Genomic DNA, 19,711 nt, shown 5'->3' with positions numbered 1-19,711 from the left:
TCCGCGGACGGGGCCTCGACTAGCAGCCCGGGCTGCTAGCCGGGGGCCTCGACCACGATCGCGGTGATGTTGTCGCGCGAGCCGGCCTCGAAGGCCGCGTCGACCAGGGCCTCGGCGGCCTCGTCGACGGTCCCCTGGCTCAGGAGCTCGGTGATCGAGCTCGACCCGAGCCCGCCGCTGAGGCCGTCGGTGCACAGCAAGAAGCGATCTCCGGGGTAGAGCTTCACGCGCGAGAGCTCAGGGCGCTCGTCCTCGCTCGGCCCGAGCGCCCGGGTGATCACGTTGGCGTGGATGAATTCCGACAGCGGCGGGAGCGGGACGCCGTCGGCCCGCAGCTGCTCGTAGAGCGAGTGGTCGCGGGTCAGCTGGGTCAGCGAGCCGTCGCGGAGCAGGTAGACGCGGCTGTCGCCGACGTGGCCGAGGGCGGCCAGTCGGGCGCAGCACCGGTCCGCGTCCGACAGCGCCAGCGAGGCGACCGTGGTGCCCATCGACGCGAGCTCGTCGCAGCGTTGGGCGCGGATCCTGCGATTGGCCAGGCGGATCGCCGCGTCGAGCTGGTTTTCGAGCAAGGTCCGACCGAGGTCGAGGGGGTAGGGCCAGGTCGCCTGGGGATCCGTGGCGATCGTGCGATAGAAGTCGGCGATCGCCTCGGCCGCGACCGTGCTCGCGACTTCGCCGCCGGCCTCACCGCCCATCCCGTCGAGGACCGCGAACACGTGGCGCTCGGGATCGACGAGGTAGGCGTCCTCGTTGCGGCGGCGGCGGCCCGTGATCGAGCGGCCGGATGCGTGGATGGTCTGGGTCATGGCGCGTCCTCCAAGCCCTCGTCACTGCGAGGGGGGTGCCATGGCCGAGTCCGCGAAATTATGGCGCGGTCTGGGGTCGCGACGCCTCAGGCTGCCGCCGAGCGCGGTCGACCCTGGGGTGTCGACGCCCCGGGGTGTCGACACCCCGCGAGCGCGGCGCGAGCGCGGAGATCCGTCGGTGAAGCTGCCGAGGATGTCACCGCACCTGCCCGGCGACACGACATCGCCCGGGAGGTCGTCCGGAGCGCCGTGGCCGTCGGGGTGCGAGTCCCAGCGCCAGTGAACCGAGCCGTCGCCGCCGCCGCCGTTGCACTGGCCGTACTGCTGGCTGTTGTAGCCGCCCATGATCACGCAGCACTGTCCGATGCCGAAGTGGGACTCGCAGGTCTCTTGGCCCCGAAGCAGGCACTGCTAGCCCTGAATCAAGCGCTGCGCGCTCGACTCAGGCCTTTAGTTTTCAAGGGGCCTTTCAAAAAGGCCCCTCGCTGCGGCGGCGAAGCCCCCTCCGCTCACCCCAAACGCTCGCCTTGCGGCTCGTACTAGTCCTAAATCATTCAGCTTTTTCAATTCAGCGCTCGATTTGGGACGAGCGAGAAGGCTTGGACCCCCGCGACCTCAGCGACTCGACCACGCAGGGCCGCGAGCGGCCGCTCGGGCGTGAGCTGGAGTTGGCGCGGCGCCGCCTGCCGCCCGCAGGCGCGCTCGATCTCGCCGCGTGGACCGACGCGAGCCTCGGCGCCCACGCGCCGCCGAGCTCGCCGGCCGCGTCCGGGCTCGAGTCTCTGGGCATGGACGAGTGAGCTCAGCGAGGCGCCGTGTCGGGTGCTAGCGTCGCGGGGCATGAGCGACACGAGCAGGCCAGGCGACCCCACGGTCGGCGCCCCCCAAGCAGAACCCTCGCAGCCCGACCCGAGCTCCGCGAAGGGGGGTCGAGGGCCGAGCTACGAGCGGCTCGTGCAGGGCAGCTTCGAGGCCGAGCGTCACTTTTACCCCCGGGTCCTCAACGCGCAGCTGCACCCGCTCGTGCGCTTCTTCTTGATCCTCAACCCCGAGCGGATCATCAGCCGCTACTGCCACCTCAACCCGCGCGTTGCGCCCGAGGTCCTCGCCAAGATCCTCGAGACCGAGCCTCGCTACTTTCGCTGGTCGGGCGCGGATCTGCTCCACGTCACGACCGAGGCCGGCCGCCGCCACATGGTCGTCGTCGAGACCAACTCCTGCCCCTCGGGCCAAAAGTCGATGCCGAGCTACGACGAGCACGACGAGGAGTTCGGCTACCGCAAGAACCTCGAGCGCGCGTTCATGCCGATGCTCCGGGGCCGCCGGCTCCCGCCCGGCGAGCTCGCGGTCATCTACGACAAGAACCCGATGGAGGCCTCGGGCTACGCCGCGGCGATGGCCGACCTCTTCGACGAGCACGTCCACCTCGTCGAGTTCCCCGACGGCCCCGAGGCCGAGGCGCGGGTCCGCTTCGTCAACGGCGTGCTCGAGATCCGCGACGACGCCGACGCCTGGATCCCGATCCGCTGCGCGTTCCGCTACGTGACCCAGCGACCGTGGAATCGGATCCCGGTCCACACCAAGACGGTGATCCTCAACCCGGTGATCTCGTGCCTCGCGGGCGGTCGCAACAAGATGGTCGCGGCCAAGGCCTACGACTTCTACAACGGCACGCTGATGGGCACGGGCCTGGCCATTCGCACGCCGCAGACCACCTATGACGTGTCCAAGCGCGAGATCCCGCTGTGGGTCCAGCGCCTCGGCGGCCACGCGGTGATCAAGGTGCCCTACAGCAACGCCGGGCAGGGCGTCTACACGATCACCTGCAGCGAGGAGCTCGACGCCTTCATGGCCCTCGAGCAGCGCTACGATCGGTTCATCGTCCAGAGCCTGATCGGCAACGCGCAGTGGAGCTCGCACACGCCGGCCGGGCGCCTCTATCACGTCGGGACCGTGCCCAACAAGAAGGCCAAGATCTTCGTGTCGGACCTGCGCATGATGGTCTGCGCCGGGCCTGGCGGGTTTCGGCCCCTGGTCATCTACGCCCGCCGGGCTCGCTCGCCGCTGATGCCCACGCTCGGCGAGTACTCGAGCTGGGACATGCTCGGGACCAACCTCTCGATCAAGCGCGACGACGGCGGCTGGGACAGCGACACCGGCCGCCTGCTGCTGATGGACCGCAAAGACTTCAACGCCCTCGGCGTCGGGATCGACGAGCTGATCGAGGCCTACATCCAGACCGTGCTCTCGACCCTGGCGATCGACCAGATGGCCCAGCGCTTGATCAACAAGAGGGGCACGCTGCGGACCAAGCTGTTCAAGTCGCTCAACGACGACGACGCGCTGATCCGCGAGATCATGACCTGACCCCGGGCTCAGGGCGCGGGGTCGTCGTCTGGATTGGACCGCGGCTGCTGCTGGAGCTCGAGGTTGAGGCCGAGCCGCGGGAGCCGCTTGCCGTCGGCGAAGGCGGTGACGCGGAGGTAGACCGGCAGCAGCGAGAGCGTGCCCGTGTGCTGGTGAAACTCGATGCGCCTGGCCTCGTGGGGCACCTGCACGCGCATGAATTCGAACCACTGGGCCTCGGAGCTGCCGCTCCAGCGGACCTCGAAGCTGAGCTCGTGGTGGGCCCAGCGGCCGGGGCTCTTGGCCTGGTCGTCGTCGATGCCGATCCAGCCGTCGAGGTGCTCGGGCAGCTCGTCGAGCTCGAGCTCGATGACGGCCGGCTCACCGGGGCGCGGGCGCATGATGACCGCGGGCCGGATCAGCATCTCGGCCTTGACCGGGCCGGTCTCGACGCGCTCGGTGTTGGCGGCGCCGGCTTCGATCCAGCCGAGCAGCTCGCTGGCCTCGCGCTCGGCCGCGAGCTGCCAGCGGGCGTAGCCGAGCCCGAGCAGGGCCGGGACCAGGATCATCAGCGTGAGGGGGTGCAGCGCCCGAGCCACGCGCTGCTCGAGGCCCGCGAGGCGCTCGCGCGCGCGCGGACCCCAGCTTCGCGCGCCGCGGCCGGCCAGGGCGATCCCGAGGCCGAGCCAGGTCAGGAGCGAGCTGACCTCGGCCAGCCACTCGAGGCCGTTGCGGGGCAGGTAGCGCAGCTCGAGCACGGCGCCGTCGGTCCCCGGGGGCAGCTCCGCGGCGATCAGCGTCGGCTCGGTCCCGTCGTCGCCTCCGGCCTTGCCGCCGCGGAGCTCGCCAGCCTCGCGCGCGGCCAGGCTGATCGGCGCGGCGTCGCCGTGGACGGGATCCTCGACCCACTCGAGCGGCTCGCCGTCGAGGGTGAGCTGCCAGCGCGGGTAGCCGGCGATCCCGAACACGACCCGCGCGCCCTCGTCGACCCCCTTGACCCGCACGCGCACGAGGCCGCCGCGGAGGTCGGCGTCGAGCAGCTCGAGCTCGCCGTCGCCGCCCTCGAGCCACGCGATGCCCCGGGCGGCGCCGTGATGCTCGCGCACGTGGATCTTGCCGAAGCGCGCGACCTCGCCTCGCCGGGGCCGGGCGCGGCCGCGGTCGAGGGCGACGATGAAGCGCACGCCGAGCTTGTCGAGCAGCTCGCGCTGGCCGGTCTCGGGCTTGTGCACGAAATTGTCGCCGGGCGTGAAGCCCAGCTTGTACTGGGGCGTGCGCGTCCAGACCGGGGCGTCCATGAACAGGTGGCGGTTGCGGTGGTCGCGGACGGCGATGCGGTAGTCGTGCTCGCGCGCGTCCCACTGCTCGCGGGCCCAGGCCAGGAAGGCCTGGTAGTCGGCCTCGAACTCGGGGTCGCCGGGCATCCGCTCGGTCTGGACCGCGCCGACCTCGTACTCGGCGATCGTCGCCCGGGAGTCGTCGAGCAGCCACAGGCCGAGGGCCGCAGAGACCGGCGCGAGCGCGAGGGCCCCGACGATCGCGAGCTTGTTGGGTCGGGCGAGGCGGGCGAGGCCGGCGAGGCGCTCGGGCCAGCGCAGCTGCTCGCGGCGGACGAAGAGCCGCCGCGCCCACCCGGCCGGGGCGATCATCGCGAGCCCCGCGCACAGGAACAGCCCCGGCTTCGCGCCGATCAAGAAGCGCTGGTACTGGATGTGGGTAAAGCCCTCGCTGAAGCGATCGAGGCGCAGCTGCCAGAACAGGTCGGAGCTGGCGAGCAGCCACTGGACCAGGGTGAACAGGGCGACGAAGCGCGCGACCCGACCGGCGCCGAGGGCCGCGAGCACGATCCCGCCGAGGGCCACGAAGCCGACCGCCGCGGGCATCCGCTGGGCCCAGCGCCCGTCCTCGACCAGCCAGCGCGTCATGGTCTCGAGCGGCGCGAACAGCCAGCCGTAGCTGGCCATCCACGCCTTGTGCTGGAGCATCGGCACCCACCACCACGCGGCCAGGAGCGCGCCGATCAGCCCCGCGAGCACGCAGCGGGCCAGGCCCGAGCGCCAGTCGACGGGCGCGCGCGGGATCAGGGTCACGATCAGCAACAGCCCGCCGATCGCCAGGGTCGGGAGCGCGATCGGGTGGGCGAGCAAGGCCGCGCCGAAGCACAGGCCGGCCGCCAGCGTCGCGCGGGTGGCCGCGTCGGGGCTCGGTTTGCTCGGCGCGCCGCGCTCGGGGTCGCGGGCGGCGAGGACCTGGCTTGGCTGCCAGCCCAGCGCCCGCGCGAGCTCGCCGAGGCCCAGCCACGCCAGGCTCGTCGCCAGCGCCTGGGGCCAGACGCCGAAGTAGACCGTGTACATCCAGCCGCCCTCGCGGGTGAACCCGGCGTCGACCAGCATCAGCAGCGCCGCGATCAGGCCCGGCCACGGGCCGAAGCCGAACAGCCGCCCGACCCGGATCAAGACCAGGCCCTGGATCGCAAACACCAGGTAGAAGCCGAGGGCGTAGGCCGAGGGCCAGTCGAGGGCGCCGAGCCCGAGGGCGTGGATCGCGATGATCAGGAGATCGCCGAGCTGGGGGTAGAGCTCACCGAGGGGGAAGCCGAAGAACCAGGTCGGATCCCAGCCCGAGAGCGAGCCCGTGCTCCCGAGGCGCTCGGCCGTGAGCGCGATCCGGGTCAGGTGCACGGTGTGGTCGGCCGACAGCGGCATGACCCCGGCCGGGACCGGCCACAGCAACCACCCGGCGAACCCGAGCACGAACACAGCCGGGACCAGGCCGAGCAGGACCCGCACCGCCCTCGCCGTGGCGCGGTCGTCGTGTGTCTCGTCGGTCATGCCTGGGGGCGCGCCGCGGATGATAGCGCGCGGCCCCGCCGGCTCGAAGCGCCGACGAGGCTGCGCTCAGAGCGAGCAGTCGTCGGGCAGCTCGGGCGGCAGGCCCTCGGCGTAGGGCGAGGGCTCGGTGCCAAAGGGGTGGGCGAAGAAGAAGTTGACGACGTCGGCACCGTAGTCGGGCGGGATCGTGTGGGCGCCGCCGTGATCACACATGAACGCGAAGTGGCCGTTGTCCGTGAGCTGGTTGAACCACGCCGTGCTCAGGGTCTTGAAGTTGACCTGGCCCCCGAAGACGTCGTTGTCGCCGCCGTGGATGATCATGGCGGCGAAGTGGTTGCTGGGGTCCTCGAAGGGGAGCTGGGTGTAGGCGCCGCCGCTGAAGCTCGCCGCCGACGCGATGTAGCGCGAGCGCGCCATCGCGAAGGCGGTGGTCTGGAGGCCGCCGGCCGACATCCCGGTCGAGTGGATCCGGCGCGGGTCGATGCCGACCTCCTCGACCGCGCACGCGACGATCTCGTCGGCGAGCAGCATGTCGTCGGGACGGTCCGACAGGTTGACCACGAACCACGGGAACTCGCCGACGTCGTCGGCGCTGTAGGGCGCCGCGACGACCCCGCCTGCGGCCACGATCGCGTCGATCACGGGCAGCGAGAGGGTGAACGCGGCCTCGTCGGGGGCCGAGGTGTAGGCGTGCCAGTACAGGACCAGCATGCCGCCCGGCTCGGGGTTGTCGCCGGCCCACAGCTTGACGCTGCGGGGCGCGATCGAGGCCGGTGAGAAGGTCGCGTCGCCGCTGACGAAGCTCGGGCACGCGCCCGTCGGCGTCGGCATGTCCGCGGGCGCGGGCGGGGGCTCGTCGCCGTCGCCGTCGCCGTTCGCGTCACCGTCACCGTCACCGCTCGCGTCCGCAGAGTCGCTCGAGTCGCTCGAGCTCGCGTCGGTGGCCTCGTCACCGTCCTGGTCGTCCGCAACCGGTTCGGACACGCAGGCACACAGCCACAGGGCACAAAGGGGGGCGACGATCAACGAGCGCATCGCCGCGAGTCTACCCCCTGGGCCGGGTCAGCCCCGACAGCAGACGGTGACGGCGTTCTCGAGCGTGACCTCGCCGCCGGGGGCAGGCAGGTCTTGCGGGGCGCAGACACCCGCACTCTCGACGCTGACGTTGCCCGGCCGGATCGACTCGACGAGGTCGCTGTTGGTCGCAGCGCACTCTTCACCCCCGGACGCCACGACCACGGCCCCTTGCGCGCTGACGCAGTTCGGTCCGGCGAAGCCGGTGACCGAGACGCTGCAGCTCCCCCCGCTCCCCGTGCACGAGCACATGTCGGGGCAGCTGCGGGTGTCCTCGATGTTGGTGAAGTAGACCGTCTTGTCGGGGTAGCCCGCGGGGCAGGCGGTGTCGCCCTCGGTCGAGTAGCAGATGCCGCTGCCGAAGTCCGGGCCGGGCACGGGCATGCACAGCTCCCCAGGGTCGCAGGTCCCGGAGCCCGGCGTCGCGCCCCCGCAGCTCACGACCGCGCTGCCGAAGTTGGGGTCGGGCAGGGTCGCGGTCACCATGCCGTCGGCGCAGTTCGTGCTCGCGGAGCCGAGGCTGACCCCGTGGGAGTCCGCGAAGGTGTTGTAACACTCGTTTTCGCCGAGCGCGTGGGACCCCTGAGCGCTGCTGCAGCCGGTCTGGCCGTAGCCGATCGCGCTCATGTTGGTCGAGCACTCGACCTCGGCCTCACCACAGCTGCACTCGCAGCTGCCGGGCCCGACCAGCAGCTCCGCGAACATGGCCTGGTCTTCGTTCGGGTAGGCGCCCGCGCAGCCCGGATCCACGTCGGCGAGCGCGACGGGCCCCACCCACGCCGGGCCAGGCTCGGGGATGCACGAGAACCCAGCCCCGCACGCGTCACCGTCGCCGGTCGTCGTGGTGTCGCCGTCGCCGGGGTCACCGTCGCCGTCGCCGGTGGTCGTGGTGTCGCCGTCGCCAGTGGTCGTGGTGTCGCCGTCGCCGTCGCCAGTGGTCGCGGTGTCGCCGTCGCCAGTGGTCGCGGTGTCGCTGCCGACGTCGTCGCTGGGATCGACGAAACACCCGAGGGTGAACGCGGCGGAGCAAGCCAGTACGAGGGTCCAGGTTGTTTGAATGCGGTGTGCCATCAAGTTTTGTGAGGGGCGAAACTGTAACACCGCCGGCCGCGGCTGGAATACCCGTATCGGGCCGCGGCCCGGGCTGCAATTCGCAGCCAACCCCGGCGATCCGGTCACGACCAGGCCGCCGGGCCGGGCCGGGCGGACCCTCGCGAGGCGAGGCCTGGCGTGCTGCGATTGCCCACACCCAGCGGAGGCGTCAGAGCGGCTCGCCGAGGATCACCGTCCACGGCAGCGGCGTCCGCATGCCGTGAATGTGCAGATAGGTCGCCGCCAGGGTCTCGAGCCCGCGCCGCGAAAAGTGCTGAATGTGGCCCGGCGTGTTGCCGAGCTTCAACAAATACTTCGCCCGGGCCATGTTCATCGCCCGCCAGACCGGCTCCCACGGGGTCGAGATCAACACCCGCTCCCGGGCCACGCGGCTGATCTCTTCGAGCCCGCGGGTGGGCGTGTCGAGGTGCTCGAGGACCTCGCAGCAGACCACGATGTCGAAGCTCTTGTCTGCGTAGGGCAGGTCGTAGATCGAGGCGGCCTCGGTCTCGATGCGCGGGTCGAGCTCGGGGCTCAGCGTGTGGAGCGAGACGTCCGTGGCCAGGTAGCGGGCGGGCGTGGGCGCGTTGCGGACGAGCCGGGTCGCGAGCTTGCCCTCGCCGCAGCCGACCTCGAGCACGGTCTTGGCCCGAGGCTGCGCGAGCACGAAGAGCTCGGTGACCGCGTCGAGGAAGCCGGCGACGAGGGCCTTGGCGATCGGGTTGCTCGACGCGTACTTGTCTTCGAAGTTGCCGACGACGTTCGTTGTCGTGTCGGGGGTGCTGCCAGCGTGCATGGGCTCAGGCCTCGGGCCGCCAGGGCTCGGCTCCGGTGCTGAGGATACCCTCGAGCGCGAGCCCGCGGGCGCGCTTGTCGGCGGCGAGATCTGCGTCGAGCCGCCGGACCCGCGCGAGCAGCTCCTCGTTGAGGCGTCGGTTGGCCGCGAGCAGGTCGCCGAGGAAGGCCATCAGCCCGACGACGAAGCCGAGCACGACCGCACCGACCCCGACCTGCAAGCTCTGCACGTGGCCCGAGACGCCGGGCTCGAGGATGTAGAAGTACAAGAAGCGCCCGCCGAGCGCGAGGCCGACCAGGACCAGCAGCGCGGCCATGAACCCGAAGGTCTGGACCGGCCAGTACATGCCGTAGGCCCGAAAAATTACCGCCCCGTTGCGGCGCAGGTACTCGGGGATCGACGAGAACAGCCGCGACGCCCGGGTCTGGGGGTTGGTCTCGATCTTCACGTTGTCGACCACGAGCCCGGCCTTGCCGGCCTGGATCATGGTCTCGAGCGTGTAGGTGAAGCTGTTGTGCACGAACAGGGTCGAGACGGCCTTGCGGTTCATCGCGCGAAAGCCCGAGGTCGAGTCGGTCACCGAGACGCCCGAGGCCCGCCGGACCAGGGCCGAGCCCCAGCGCTGGAGCACCCGCTTGAGCCACGAGAAGTGGGCGATCTTGTCGGTCTGACGATCGCCGACGGTGATGTCGGCGCGGCCGTCGAGGATCGGGCCGACGAGGCGGGCGATGTCTTCGCCCTTGTACTGGTTGTCGGCGTCGGTGTTGACCACGATGTCGGCGCCGAGGCGCAGGCAGGCGTCGAGGCCCGCGCTGTGGGCCGCGGCCAGGCCCCGGTTGCGGGGGAAGCGGACGATGTGATGGACGCCGAGCTCGACCGCGAGCTCGCGGGTCCCGTCGCTGCTCCCGTCGTCGATGACCAAGACCTCGATCTGCGCGACCCCGGGGATCGAGCGCGGGAGGTCGGCGAGGGTCCCGGGCAGGTGGTCGCGCTCGTTGAGGCAGGGGATCTGGATGATGAGCTTGGGCCCGGCGCGATCGGGAGCCGGGCCCGCCGAGCCGCTCGGCGCTGGGGTCAGCTCGGTCGTCAACTCGGTCGTGGGGGCCTTCATCGAGGTTTGCGCCGGCTGCGCTCTGGCCTGGCGTTCAGTCCGGCGCCGGGCCGGGGCCTCGGGACTCGCCGGGGGACTTTGAACCGCTACCATGCCGAGCACGCATGCGCGAGGGCGACCTGCCTCGAGGCGAGGCGAAAACGTCGGCTGGGGTCGGGCGGCAGCTCTCGCTGCTGGCCGCGCTCGGCCTCGGCGTGGGCTTTTTGGTCCACCTGCGGCCGTGGTCGTTCTTGTGCGACGACGCCTTCATCAGCTTTCGCTACGCCCGCAACCTCGGGCAGCACGGGGCGCTGGTCTACAACCTCGCCCCGCGCGAGCCGGTCGAGGGCTACACGAACCTGCTGTGGGTGTTGCTCCTCGGCCTCGGCGACGCGCTGGGTCTGCGGGCCGAGGGGCTGGCCCCGGTCCTGACGGCCGCGGCCTCGCTCGGGGCGCTGCTCCTGGTCGCGCTGATCTGCGCCGAGCTGCGGGGGCGCTTCGGGCCGGCCAGGGGTGACCGCGGCCGCGCTCGCGCGGCGCCCTTCGAGCTCGTGGATCTGCTCGGGCCCGCGCTGCTCGTGTGCGTGCCCGAGTTCGTGGTCTGGGGCAGCGGCGGGCTCGAGACCAGCTTGGCGCTGAGCCTGAGCCTCCTGGCGATGTGGCTGTGGCTGCGCGGAGGGATCGAGCTCGCGGCGGTGGCCGCGGCCCTCGCCGGGCTCACCCGCCCCGACGCGCTGCTGAGCGTCGCGGCCTTTGGCCTCGGGTGGCTGGCGGTCGTCGGGCTCGAGCGCCGGGCCAACGAGGCGCCGAGCCCCTCGATCCCCTGGCGCCGGGTCGGGATCGCGGCGGTCTTGTTCGCGGTGCCGCTCGTGGCCCAGGTGCTGGTCCGCAAGGCCTACTACGGCGAGTGGCTGCCCAACACCTGGGCGGTCAAGCACCACGGGGCCGCGCTGCGCGATTTTTACGGCGTCGGCTACCTGAAGTTCTGGGCCTCGCGCATGGATCTGCTGTGGCTGGCCCCGCTCGCGCTCTTGCTGCGCCCGCGCCACCTGCTGCTCGCGCTGCCGATCGCCGCCCAGGCGTGGTGGGTGTGGTCGATCGGCGGCGACTTCATGGCCTACGGGCGCTTCTTGCTCCCGGCCACGACCCTGACCATGCTGCTCGTCGGCCTGCTCGTGGCCGAGGCCCGCGACGAGCTGCGCGCCCGGGCCTGGCTGGGCTCGCCGTGGACGGAGCTGGCCTGGGCCGCGCTCGCGCTCGCGCTCGTGCTCGGCTATGCCCGCCAGATCCCCGCGCGGATCCAAGAAGATCGCGCCCACGCCCACCTGCACATCGACTACGAGGACCCGAAGCAGACCCCGGGCTTCGAGGGCGTCGACGCGATGCATCGCTTCGCGGCGATCCGCTACGCCGCCGGTCGGGCCCTGGCCGCGCAGGTCCCGGCCGACACCCTGATCACCGTTGGCGCCGCCGGGGCGCTGCCCTACGCGTCGCAGCTGCCGGCCTACGACAGCTACGGCCTCGTCGATCCGGGCGTCGCCGCGGTCGCCGAGCCCCGCACCCACGAACAGGGCGCGCGACCCGGCCATCAGCTCCGCGCGCCGCTCGACTACATGCGCAGCCACGAGCCCGATCTGATCTGCCACATCGGCTACGCGGGCGAGCGGCTGCCGGGCTCGAGCCGACGCGCGCGCGGGGTCCGGGGCTTCACCGGCTGGGCCTGCGTCGAGACCGGGCCGATCCCCGATCCCCGCGCCGAGGGCGGCGCGCTGCCGAGCCACTACTACTGCTGCCTGCGCCCGGTCGGGCGCTTCGAGGAGCTCGACGAGCGGGCGCTGCGGAGGTCGAAGTGAGCGGCGCCGAGGTCATCGAGCTCGACTCGGTCCGGCCGCCGCCCGAGCCCGCGCCCGCGCCCGCGCCCGCGCCGACCGAGGGCATGCCGCCACGGCACCCGAGCTCGCGCGTGCCGCCGGGCCGAGCCGTGTTGCTCCTGCGCCGCGTGGTCGTGGCCTTGTCGGTCCTGTGGGCGCTGGTGATCGCGCTGGTGTTCGCCCTGCGCGTCGGCTTTCCCCTCGAGCTCGAGTGGATGGAGGGCGGGACCTTGCAGCAGGCCTGGCGCGTGCAACAGGGCTTGCCCGTCTACGGCCCGCCGAGCGCCGACTTCGTGCCCTTCTTGTACACGCCGCTCTATCCCGCGCTGATCGCCGCGCTCGGCCATGTGTTTCCGCTCGGCTACGCCCTGGCCCGCGCGGTCTCGATCGCCGCCGTGATCGCGGTCTGCGCCGCCTTGTGGCGCCTGTGCCGGGTCGAGGACAAGCCGCCCTCGCACCGCTGGCTGGCCGTCGGTCTGTTCCTGTCGGGCTACGTGTTCACCTTCCGCTGGCTCGACCTCGCCCGCGGCGACGCGCTGTTCCTCGCCCTCGTGATCTGGGGCCTGGTCCTGCTGCGCGAGTCCGAGGGCAGCTGGAAGAAGGCGGCGCTCGCCGGGGCCCTGGTCGCGCTCGCGTTTTGGACCAAGCAGACCGCGGCCGTGTTCGTGCTCGTCTCGGGCCTCGCGGGCCTGCTGGTCGCCCCGCGTCAGTTTTGGGCCTACGCCGGGACGATCGCGCTGATCGACGGCGGCGGCGTGCTGCTCGGGCAGTGGCTGACCGAGGGCTGGCTGTGGACGTGGATCTACGAGACCCACCAGACCCACCGGTTCAACGAGGAGCGGTTCCGGACCAAGACCTGGGGCATGTTCGTCCACGCGGGGCCCTTCGTCGCGACCTTGCTGGTCGCGCTGCTCGGGGTCGGCCTCGGCCTCGGCCTGCGCCGGGCCGGCCAGCTCCGGCGCCTCTTGCGGATGCGGGACGCTGGCCCGTCCGCGGCCGCCGCGAGCTCCTCGGTCGCGGGCAAGCTCGCGGGCCGAGGCCGAGCCTGGCTGCGCGCGGCCTGGCTCGGGCTGCGGACCGTCCGCGGCGAGATCTACTGGGGCCTGTTCGCCGCCGCCGGCTTGCTCGTCAGCGCGCTCGGCTACTCGACCCAGTTCGCCGAGCCCAACGCCTTCATCCCGGGCGTGTGCTTTGGCGCCGCCTTCTTGGCGGTCGCGCTGCCCGACTCGACCCTGCGCCGCGACGATCTCGTCGCCGTGATCGGCCTGCGCCGCGCGATCGAGCTGTGCGGCCTCGGCCTCGTCGCGCTGCAGCTGTGCTTCGCCCTCGCCGTCGAGCCGATCTACCAGCCGATCCAGTCCGAGGGCCTGCGCGCGGGTCTGGGCCAGAGCTACGCCTGGCAAGATCCCTGGCGCACGGTCCCCCGGCCCGAGCAGCGCGACCGCGCTCGGGCCCTGCGCCGCGAGATCGAGGCCCGCGACGGCGCCCGGCTGCTCGCGCTCCATCGCCCGTGGTGGCCGATCCTCGCCGGCGGTCGCGGGCACGTCGGGGCGATGGGCATCAACGACGTCTCGCCCGAGCAGCGGGCCGAGCTCCAGGGCGCGATCCGTGATCGAATCGCCACGGGCGAGGTCGAGGCCGTGTGGATCGATGGCGGCGTGCCCCGCTGGATGCTGCGCGAGCTGTCGGGCTGGACCGTGGACTCGCGCCGCTACGGCGGGCGGCGGGTGCGACCGATGAGCGGCTGGATGTCCGAGGCCGGCATGGTCACGCCCTGGCGCGGCGAGCAGCTGCTGCTCACGCCTGCGCAGCCGCGCGAGGTCCCCGAAGGCGTGACCGTGATCGCCGACTTCGAGGGCGGCGGCCTCGACGGCTTCGAGGTCGTCGGAGGCATCGCCTTCGGTCGTCGATCCGTGCGGAGCTTCTCCCGCGGCATGCCCCCGATCGGCCCCCACGGCGGCGCCCGGCTGGTCTCGAGCGCCGCCTCGGGCAAGCGCGTCGCGGCCCGGGGCGAGCTGCGCTCCCCAGCCTTCACGCTGCCCGAGGGCGGCGCCGTCGAGCTGCTGCTCGGGACCACGGGGCGGCGCAAGCAGCTCGCCGCCAAGCTCGTCGCCGCCGACGGCCGCAGCGTCAGCTTGGAGCTGCCCAAGACCCGCATGGATCTTCGTCGGGTGCGTTGGGTCGTGCCTGGGGAGTGGGCGGGCGCCGAGGTTCGGCTGCACCTCATCGACGATGACCCCAAAGCCGCGCTGTTCGCCGATGACCTCTGGCTCTGGGCCGTGGCACCTTCATCGCGTTAACGCTGGTTCAAAACCTGCAAATCTTCCCGGTTACTATGAAAATCGTTGGGTTCGGCCCCAACCTGGAGGTTGGGTTTTCTCGGGCCCATCGCAAAACCCAACCGATGCGTTGGGTAGTACTCGACTCAAAGTCTGTTTTGGCCCGAACTCGCGTCGAGGCTGCACTTCATAAACCAGCAGGTGTGCCGGATCAGTTCGCGACCCCCAGGCGAGAAGTCGGGGAGATTCCACGACTTTTGGCCGGCGTCACGGACGTTTCGCGATCGAGACCAGCATATCTTCCGGTACCAACCCATGGGCTCGTCTCTCGTCAAGTCGCGACATCTGCGCGAGCATGAGCTGTGGATATTGAGGAGCGACCCAATTGGGGCCCGTCGGAGGTGGAGCTCGGGCGTCACCTGCGACAGCTGAGGCTCGATCTGAGCCTCGGGGAGGAGCAGGTTGCGACTCGCAGCGGGCTGCAGATCGAGGTGATCCGGGCGCTCGAGCTCGGCCAGCACGCCGCCGACGTCGACACCCTGCGCAGCTTCGCCCAGGCGCTCGACATGGGTCTGGGCGAGCTCTTCACGCTGTGGGAGCGCCAGGTGCTGGCGCGTCGCTGGGGCGTGTAGGGCTCGGGGCGCGTCGTTCTCGCCGGCCCGCTGTACCCACAGCCCTCGGGCCGCCGCGCGTCACTCGATCACGCGACGCTGCCCGGCCCCGCCAGCGCGAGGGCCACCCAACTCGAGCTTCCACCTCCGCTTGTCTCAGGCACAGTCGCCTCGATCGCGACGTGCTCGCGAGCGTGGCCCGAGCAAGCATGCTTCGAGCTCGCCATGGGCTCGAGCCCGAGCGGATCACAGCTCCCTCGCTCGCGTCATGCCCGTCGGCGTGTGCGAGCCGCAACCATCTCGCTCCGCGCAGCCCCCCTCGCCACGCTGGCGAGAGTGATCGCCGGGCGGGCGTCGGCGCGAGTCGAGCCGCGCCAGCGTGCGCTCGAAACAAGGCTGGTCACGAGCTCGCCCGGATCGAGCGCGACTCGGTCGAGACTCCCGCGGGTGGATACTCCAGTTGGTCGGCTTACCGTGCGCTCCTGCTCGCGAGCGGGCGCCGATCGAGTGAGCCTCGGGCTGGCCGTGGCGTGAGTCACGCGGGGGGCGTGGATCTCTCGGCTTCGCCGCGCTCGCAACCTTGGCGAGCCGGAGTGATCTACGCTCCCAGGTGGGGGCGTAGATCGAGCTCGACCCGCCGGGTCTGTGCGTGCCCCTCGGCCTGCTCTTTGGTTGAGAGCGGCCCCTTGAAGACGAGTACGAGCCGGAAGGCGAGCGCGCAGCGCTTGATTCAGGGCTCGGAATCCCAGGGGCCCGCTCCTCGATTCGGGGGGTGCGGACGCTCGCGGGGGGCCGCATCATGTGCGGCACTCGCCCCGCCATGGTCGCCCACTACAGCAGCAAGCGCGCGCATCCCTCACCGCACGGCGCCGAGGCCAACGCCGCGGCGCGCAAGGGCAAGCGTCTCGGCCTCAAAGAGTTCCTCGGCGTGTTCCGCTACAGCAAGCGCGCGGTCGAGCTGGTCTGGACGACCTCGAAGCTGCTCACGATCTTGCTCGCGCTGCTGACCCTGGTCGCAGGCTTGACGCCCGCGGCCGCGGCCTGGGTTGGGCGCCAGATCGTCGACTCGGTCGTCGCGGCGGCGGCGGCGGTCGAGCTCGGCGCCGAGCCGGTGGTTCAGATCGTGCTCGGCTGGGTCGCGCTCGAGGGCGGCCTCATGATCGTCCTCGCGGGCTCCCAAAAAGGCCTGAGCATGTGCCAGTCGCTGCTGCGGGCGATGCTCGGTCACCGGGTCAACGTCATGATCCTCGAGAAGGCCCTGACCTTGCAGCTGGTCCACTTCGAGGACTCGGAGTTCTACGACAAGCTGACCCAGGCCCGGCGCGAGGCCTCGTCGCGGCCCCTGAGCCTGGTCAACCGGACCTTCGGCCTGGTCCAAAACGCGATCTCGCTGGCCAGCTACGCGATCTTGCTGCTCGCGTTCTCGCCGTGGGCGGTGCTGGTCCTGGTCCTCGGCGGGCTCCCGGCCTTCTTGGTCGAGACCAAGTTCTCGGGCGAGGCCTTTCGCCTGTTTCGCTGGCGCTCTCCCGAGACCCGCAAGCAGATGTACCTCGAGACGGTCCTCGCCCGCGAGGACTACGCCAAGGAGGTCAAGCTCTACGGCCTCGGCCCGCTGCTGCTGCAGCGCTACCGCGACATCTTCCAGCTCGTGTTCGCCGAGGATCGCCGCTTGACCCTGCGCCGCGGGTTTTGGAGCTTCGCCCTCGGGCTCCTCGGGACCGCGGCGTTCTATGGCGCCTACGCCTGGATCGTCGTCGAGACCGTGCGCGGCCAGATCAGCCTCGGCGAGATGACCATGTACCTGTTGGTGTTTCGTCAGGGCCAGGCCGCCGTCGCCGCCAGCTTGTCTTCGATCGGCGGCATGTACGAGGACAACCTCTACCTGTCGAACCTCTACGAGTACCTCGATCAGCCGGTCGGCAGCGAGCCCGGGGTCGCGGTCGAGGGGCCCGAGCCCGGCGACGGCGTGCGCTTCGAGGGCGTGAGCTTCGTCTATCCGGGCAGCACGGCGCCCGCGATCGAGCGCGTCGATCTGCACCTGCGGCCCGGGCAGTCCCTGGCCCTCGTCGGTGAGAACGGCTCGGGCAAGACCACGCTCATCAAGCTCCTGACGCGGCTCTACCAGCCGAGCGAGGGCCGGATCCTCCTCGACGGGCTCGAGCTCTCGCAGTGGGATCCGCACCACCTGCGCACGCGGGTCGGCGTGATCTTTCAGGACTTTGCCCGCTACCAGATGCTGGTTGGCGAGAACGTCGGCGCGGGCGACGTCGAGAACTTCGACGACGAGGCCCGCTGGCGCGAGGCCGCCGAGCTCGGCATGGCCGACGCCTTCGTCGAGGACATGCCCGAGGGCTACCGGACCCAGCTCGGGCGCTGGTTCAAGGACGGGCGCGAGCTCTCGGGGGGGCAGTGGCAGAAGGTCGCCCTGTCCCGGGCCTTCATGCGCTCGCAGGCCGACATCCTCGTGCTCGACGAGCCGACCTCGGCCATGGACGCGGAGGCCGAGGCGACCGTGTTCGAGCACGTGCGCAACCTGACCGCGGATCGGATGGCGATCCTGATCTCGCACCGCTTCTCGACCGTGCGCTCGGCGGATCAGATCGTCGTGCTCGACCACGGGCGCGTCGTCGAGCAGGGCTCGCACGAGGAGCTGATGGCCAACGACGGCCGCTACGCGCGGCTGTTCACGCTCCAGGCCGAGGGCTATCGCTAGCGTCCGCGAACAGGAACTCGAGGGACTCGGCCGTCAGCACGCGCTCGATGTAGCGTTCGAGCTGTTCGTAGGTCGCGGACTCGATGCGGGCGACGCATGCGGGCGGCAAGGTCCCGAACTTGAGAGTCAGCTGCTTGACGAGCAGCTCGGCGCGCTCTTGCTGGCGACCCTGTTGTAGGCCCTGTTGTAGGCCCTGTTGTAGGCCCTGTTGGCGGAGTTCTTCGGCGATGGTCATGGCGATCTCTCCTGCCTCGGGGAGCTGCGGACCGGATGGCGATCCTGATCTCGCACCGCTTCTCGACCGTGCGCTCGGCGGATCAGATCGTCGTGCTCGGCCACGGGCGCGTCGTCGAGCAGGGCTCGCACGAACAGCTGATGGCCAACGGCGGCCGCTACGCGCGGCTGTTCACGCTTCAGGCCGAGGGCTATCGCTAGCCTCAGCGAACAGAAACTCGAGGGACTCGGCCGTCAGCACGCGCTCGATGTAGCGTTCGAGCTGTTCGTAGGTCGCGGACTCGATGCGGGCGACGCATGCGGGCGACAAGGTCCCGAACTTGAGGGCCAGCTGCTTGACGAGCAGCTCGGCGCGCTCTTGCTGGCGACCCTGTTGTAGGCCCTGTTGTAGGCCCTGTTGTAGGCCCTGTTGTAGACCCTGTTGTAGACCCTGTTGTAGACCTTCTTGGCGGAGTTCTTCGGCGATGGTCATGGCGATCTCTCCTGCCTCGGGGAGCTGTTCTCGAATGGTCGCACGAAACTCCTCGAAGCGCATGTTCCCGGTGACCAGGGCGACGTAGCGCAACACTTGCGCCACGGCCTCGGCTCCGTTCGGGGCGCGGAGGACCTCGCGGAAGGTGTCGCGCCAGTGGTTGAAGTCTCGGCGGAGGCGCTCGGGGTCGCGGCCGTCTCGGAGAACGACCAACGCGAGCTTGGGGAACGCGGCCAGGGCCCAGTCTCGAAGCTTGTCGTCGTCGCTGTCGGCGAGGTCGAGGACGAGGGTGCAGTGGTTGAGCACGAGCGGCGCGAGCCCCGGTATCGACGCAGGAGGCGGCTCGACGAGCCCGTGGAGGGATCGGGACGCCGTCCAGCCGTTTGGGGCGTGGCTGACGAGCGCGGGCAGGATCAGCGGGAGGGGCAAGCCGTGGCCCTTTTGGTAGCGCCTCCAGACCCGGAGGAGATACTCGGCCATGCGCAGAGGCATGTCGGAGGCGTGGGTGCTCTGGTGCTCGAGCAAGAGGTAGAGCAGCGCGGGCGTACCGTCGAGCTGGACGGAAAACAACAGATCGCTGTGTTGGTCGACGAGATCGGGATCGATGAAGGTGCCGGACTCGGGGGTGATGGAGCTCCAGCTGATCGCGGCGCTCACGTCGGGGGGTAGGACCAGCTGAAACAGCCCCATGGCGTGCCTGGGGGTCTCGAACGCGGCTTTGAACAGGGCATCGTGGGGTCGAGACGTCATCGGTCGGAATCCCTAACTGCGAAGTGCCTGTATCATGGAGTCGTCGTATTGACCCGTGAACATGGTCGGGGCTGACTGCGAACATTTGTGGGACGTCGAGGTGTGCGGCGGCGGGGCCTCGTCTTTCAGGGTCGTCCGCGGAGTCCGGCGAGTCCGACGCGAGCTTGTCTTCGATCGGCGGCATGTATGAGGCGCGAGCTCTCGGGGGCAGTGGCAGAAGGTCGCCCTGTCCCGGGCCTTCATGCGCTCGCAGGCCGACATCCTCGTGCTCGACGAGCCGACCGCGGCCATGGACGCGGAGGCCGAGGCGACCGTGTTCGAGCACGTGCGCAACCTGACCGCGGATCGGATGGCGATCCTGATCTCGCACCGCTTCTCGACCGTGCGCTCGGCGGATCAGATCGTCGTGCTCGACCACGGGCGCGTCGTCGAGCAGGGCTCGCACGAGGAGCTGATGGCCAACGACGGCCGCTACGCGCGGCTGTTCACGCCCCAGGCCGAGGGCTATCGCTAGCGTCCGCGAACAGGAACTCGAGGGACTCGGCCGTCAGCACGCCCTCGATGTAGCGTTCGAGCTGTTCGTAGGTCGCGGACTCGATGCGGGCGACGCATGCGGGCGGCAAGGTCCCGAACTTGAGGGCCAGCTGCTTGACGAGTAGCTCGGCACGCTCTTGCTGGCGACCCTGTTGTAGACCTTCTTGGCGGAGTCCTTCGGCGATGGTCATGGCGATCTCTCCTGCCTCGGG

Annotated in this window: 17 protein-coding genes and 1 pseudogene; 8 read left to right on the top strand and 10 right to left on the bottom strand. The window is 70.8% G+C overall.

Going from position 1 to position 19,711, the window contains the following annotated elements; translation table 11 throughout:
* Window positions 1-35: 35 nt before the first annotated feature.
* Both ENSA5_RS01890 and ENSA5_RS35455 read right to left on the bottom strand, forming a co-directional pair.
* Entirely contained in the window at window positions 36-806 is a 771-nt protein-coding gene (locus ENSA5_RS01890; protein WP_106389833.1) for a PP2C family protein-serine/threonine phosphatase, read from the bottom strand.
* 21 nt (window positions 807-827) lie between these two features.
* Window positions 828-1,151, bottom strand: coding sequence for a hypothetical protein (locus ENSA5_RS35455; protein ID WP_146155214.1), 324 nt, complete (start codon window positions 1,149-1,151; stop codon window positions 828-830).
* 254 nt (window positions 1,152-1,405) lie between these two features.
* Here ENSA5_RS35455 and ENSA5_RS01885 point away from each other — a divergent pair, with 254 nt between their 5' ends.
* Together ENSA5_RS01885 and ENSA5_RS01880 are read left to right on the top strand one after the other, a co-directional pair.
* The gene (locus tag ENSA5_RS01885) at window positions 1,406-1,606 is read left to right on the top strand and encodes a hypothetical protein (RefSeq protein WP_106389832.1); all 201 of its coding nucleotides are present in this window, start codon (window positions 1,406-1,408) and stop codon (window positions 1,604-1,606) included.
* 40 nt (window positions 1,607-1,646) lie between these two features.
* Window positions 1,647-3,173 (top strand): hypothetical protein, encoded by a 1,527-nt coding sequence (locus ENSA5_RS01880; protein WP_258182696.1) that lies wholly within the window; start codon window positions 1,647-1,649, stop codon window positions 3,171-3,173.
* Window positions 3,174-3,181: 8 nt separating this feature from the next.
* Here ENSA5_RS01880 and ENSA5_RS01875 read toward each other — a convergent pair whose 3' ends face one another.
* The 5 genes from ENSA5_RS01875 to ENSA5_RS01855 form a co-directional block, all read right to left on the bottom strand.
* On the bottom strand, window positions 3,182-5,983 hold the full coding sequence (locus ENSA5_RS01875; RefSeq protein ID WP_106389831.1) for a glycosyltransferase family protein: 2,802 nt from the start codon (window positions 5,981-5,983) through the stop codon (window positions 3,182-3,184).
* 66 nt (window positions 5,984-6,049) lie between these two features.
* Window positions 6,050-7,018 (bottom strand): alpha/beta hydrolase family protein, encoded by a 969-nt coding sequence (locus ENSA5_RS01870; protein WP_106389830.1) that lies wholly within the window; start codon window positions 7,016-7,018, stop codon window positions 6,050-6,052.
* A 27-nt stretch (window positions 7,019-7,045) separates the two neighbouring features.
* On the bottom strand, window positions 7,046-8,128 hold the full coding sequence (locus tag ENSA5_RS36845; RefSeq protein ID WP_181197191.1) for a hypothetical protein: 1,083 nt from the start codon (window positions 8,126-8,128) through the stop codon (window positions 7,046-7,048).
* Window positions 8,129-8,318: 190 nt separating this feature from the next.
* On the bottom strand, window positions 8,319-8,945 hold the full coding sequence (locus tag ENSA5_RS01860; RefSeq protein ID WP_106389829.1) for a class I SAM-dependent methyltransferase: 627 nt from the start codon (window positions 8,943-8,945) through the stop codon (window positions 8,319-8,321).
* Between the two features lie 4 nt (window positions 8,946-8,949).
* Entirely contained in the window at window positions 8,950-10,056 is a 1,107-nt protein-coding gene (locus ENSA5_RS01855) for a glycosyltransferase family 2 protein (RefSeq protein WP_106389828.1), read from the bottom strand.
* 104 nt (window positions 10,057-10,160) lie between these two features.
* Between ENSA5_RS01855 and ENSA5_RS01850 the strand changes: the two genes are divergently transcribed.
* From ENSA5_RS01850 to ENSA5_RS01835, 4 genes are all read left to right on the top strand, one after another.
* Window positions 10,161-11,888 carry a DUF8728 domain-containing protein gene (locus ENSA5_RS01850; RefSeq protein ID WP_106389827.1) on the top strand — a complete coding sequence of 576 codons (1,728 nt, stop codon included), beginning with the start codon at window positions 10,161-10,163 and terminating at the stop codon, window positions 11,886-11,888.
* The gene (locus tag ENSA5_RS01845; protein ID WP_106389826.1) at window positions 11,885-14,206 is read left to right on the top strand and encodes a glycosyltransferase 87 family protein; all 2,322 of its coding nucleotides are present in this window, start codon (window positions 11,885-11,887) and stop codon (window positions 14,204-14,206) included. The genes ENSA5_RS01850 and ENSA5_RS01845 overlap by 4 nt, the downstream gene beginning before the upstream one ends.
* Window positions 14,207-14,586: 380 nt before the next feature.
* Window positions 14,587-14,817, top strand: coding sequence for a helix-turn-helix domain-containing protein (locus ENSA5_RS01840; protein WP_181197189.1), 231 nt, complete (start codon window positions 14,587-14,589; stop codon window positions 14,815-14,817).
* A gap of 778 nt (window positions 14,818-15,595) precedes the next feature.
* Window positions 15,596-17,509: an ABC transporter ATP-binding protein gene (locus ENSA5_RS01835; protein ID WP_258182695.1), complete on the top strand. Its 1,914-nt coding sequence runs from the start codon at window positions 15,596-15,598 to the stop codon at window positions 17,507-17,509.
* Here the strand turns inward: ENSA5_RS01835 and ENSA5_RS01830 are convergent.
* Window positions 17,481-17,744 carry a DUF4351 domain-containing protein gene (locus tag ENSA5_RS01830; RefSeq protein ID WP_106389823.1) on the bottom strand — a complete coding sequence of 88 codons (264 nt, stop codon included), beginning with the start codon at window positions 17,742-17,744 and terminating at the stop codon, window positions 17,481-17,483. The genes ENSA5_RS01835 and ENSA5_RS01830 overlap by 29 nt on opposite strands.
* A gap of 35 nt (window positions 17,745-17,779) precedes the next feature.
* Between ENSA5_RS01830 and ENSA5_RS36840 the strand changes: the two genes are divergently transcribed.
* Window positions 17,780-17,944: a hypothetical protein gene (locus ENSA5_RS36840; RefSeq protein WP_181197187.1), complete on the top strand. Its 165-nt coding sequence runs from the start codon at window positions 17,780-17,782 to the stop codon at window positions 17,942-17,944.
* Here ENSA5_RS36840 and ENSA5_RS01825 read toward each other — a convergent pair.
* Window positions 17,916-18,965 (bottom strand): Rpn family recombination-promoting nuclease/putative transposase, encoded by a 1,050-nt coding sequence (locus ENSA5_RS01825; protein WP_106389822.1) that lies wholly within the window; start codon window positions 18,963-18,965, stop codon window positions 17,916-17,918. The genes ENSA5_RS36840 and ENSA5_RS01825 overlap by 29 nt on opposite strands.
* A gap of 199 nt (window positions 18,966-19,164) precedes the next feature.
* Here ENSA5_RS01825 and ENSA5_RS01820 point away from each other — a divergent pair.
* A pseudogene (locus ENSA5_RS01820) lies at window positions 19,165-19,479 on the top strand (ABC transporter ATP-binding protein); the annotation flags it as partial.
* Here the strand turns inward: ENSA5_RS01820 and ENSA5_RS01815 are convergent.
* Window positions 19,451-19,690: a DUF4351 domain-containing protein gene (locus tag ENSA5_RS01815; RefSeq protein ID WP_106389821.1), complete on the bottom strand. Its 240-nt coding sequence runs from the start codon at window positions 19,688-19,690 to the stop codon at window positions 19,451-19,453. The pseudogene ENSA5_RS01820 and the gene ENSA5_RS01815 sit on opposite strands and share 29 nt — an antisense overlap.
* Between the last annotated feature and the right edge of the window lie 21 nt (window positions 19,691-19,711).

The sequence above is a fragment of the Enhygromyxa salina genome (genome assembly GCF_002994615.1).
Taxonomy (GTDB): Bacteria; Myxococcota_A; Polyangia; order Nannocystales; family Nannocystaceae; genus Plesiocystis; species Plesiocystis salina_A.
The sequence above is the reverse complement of the archived record's forward strand: the minus strand, read 5'-3'. Positions and strand labels throughout refer to the sequence as shown.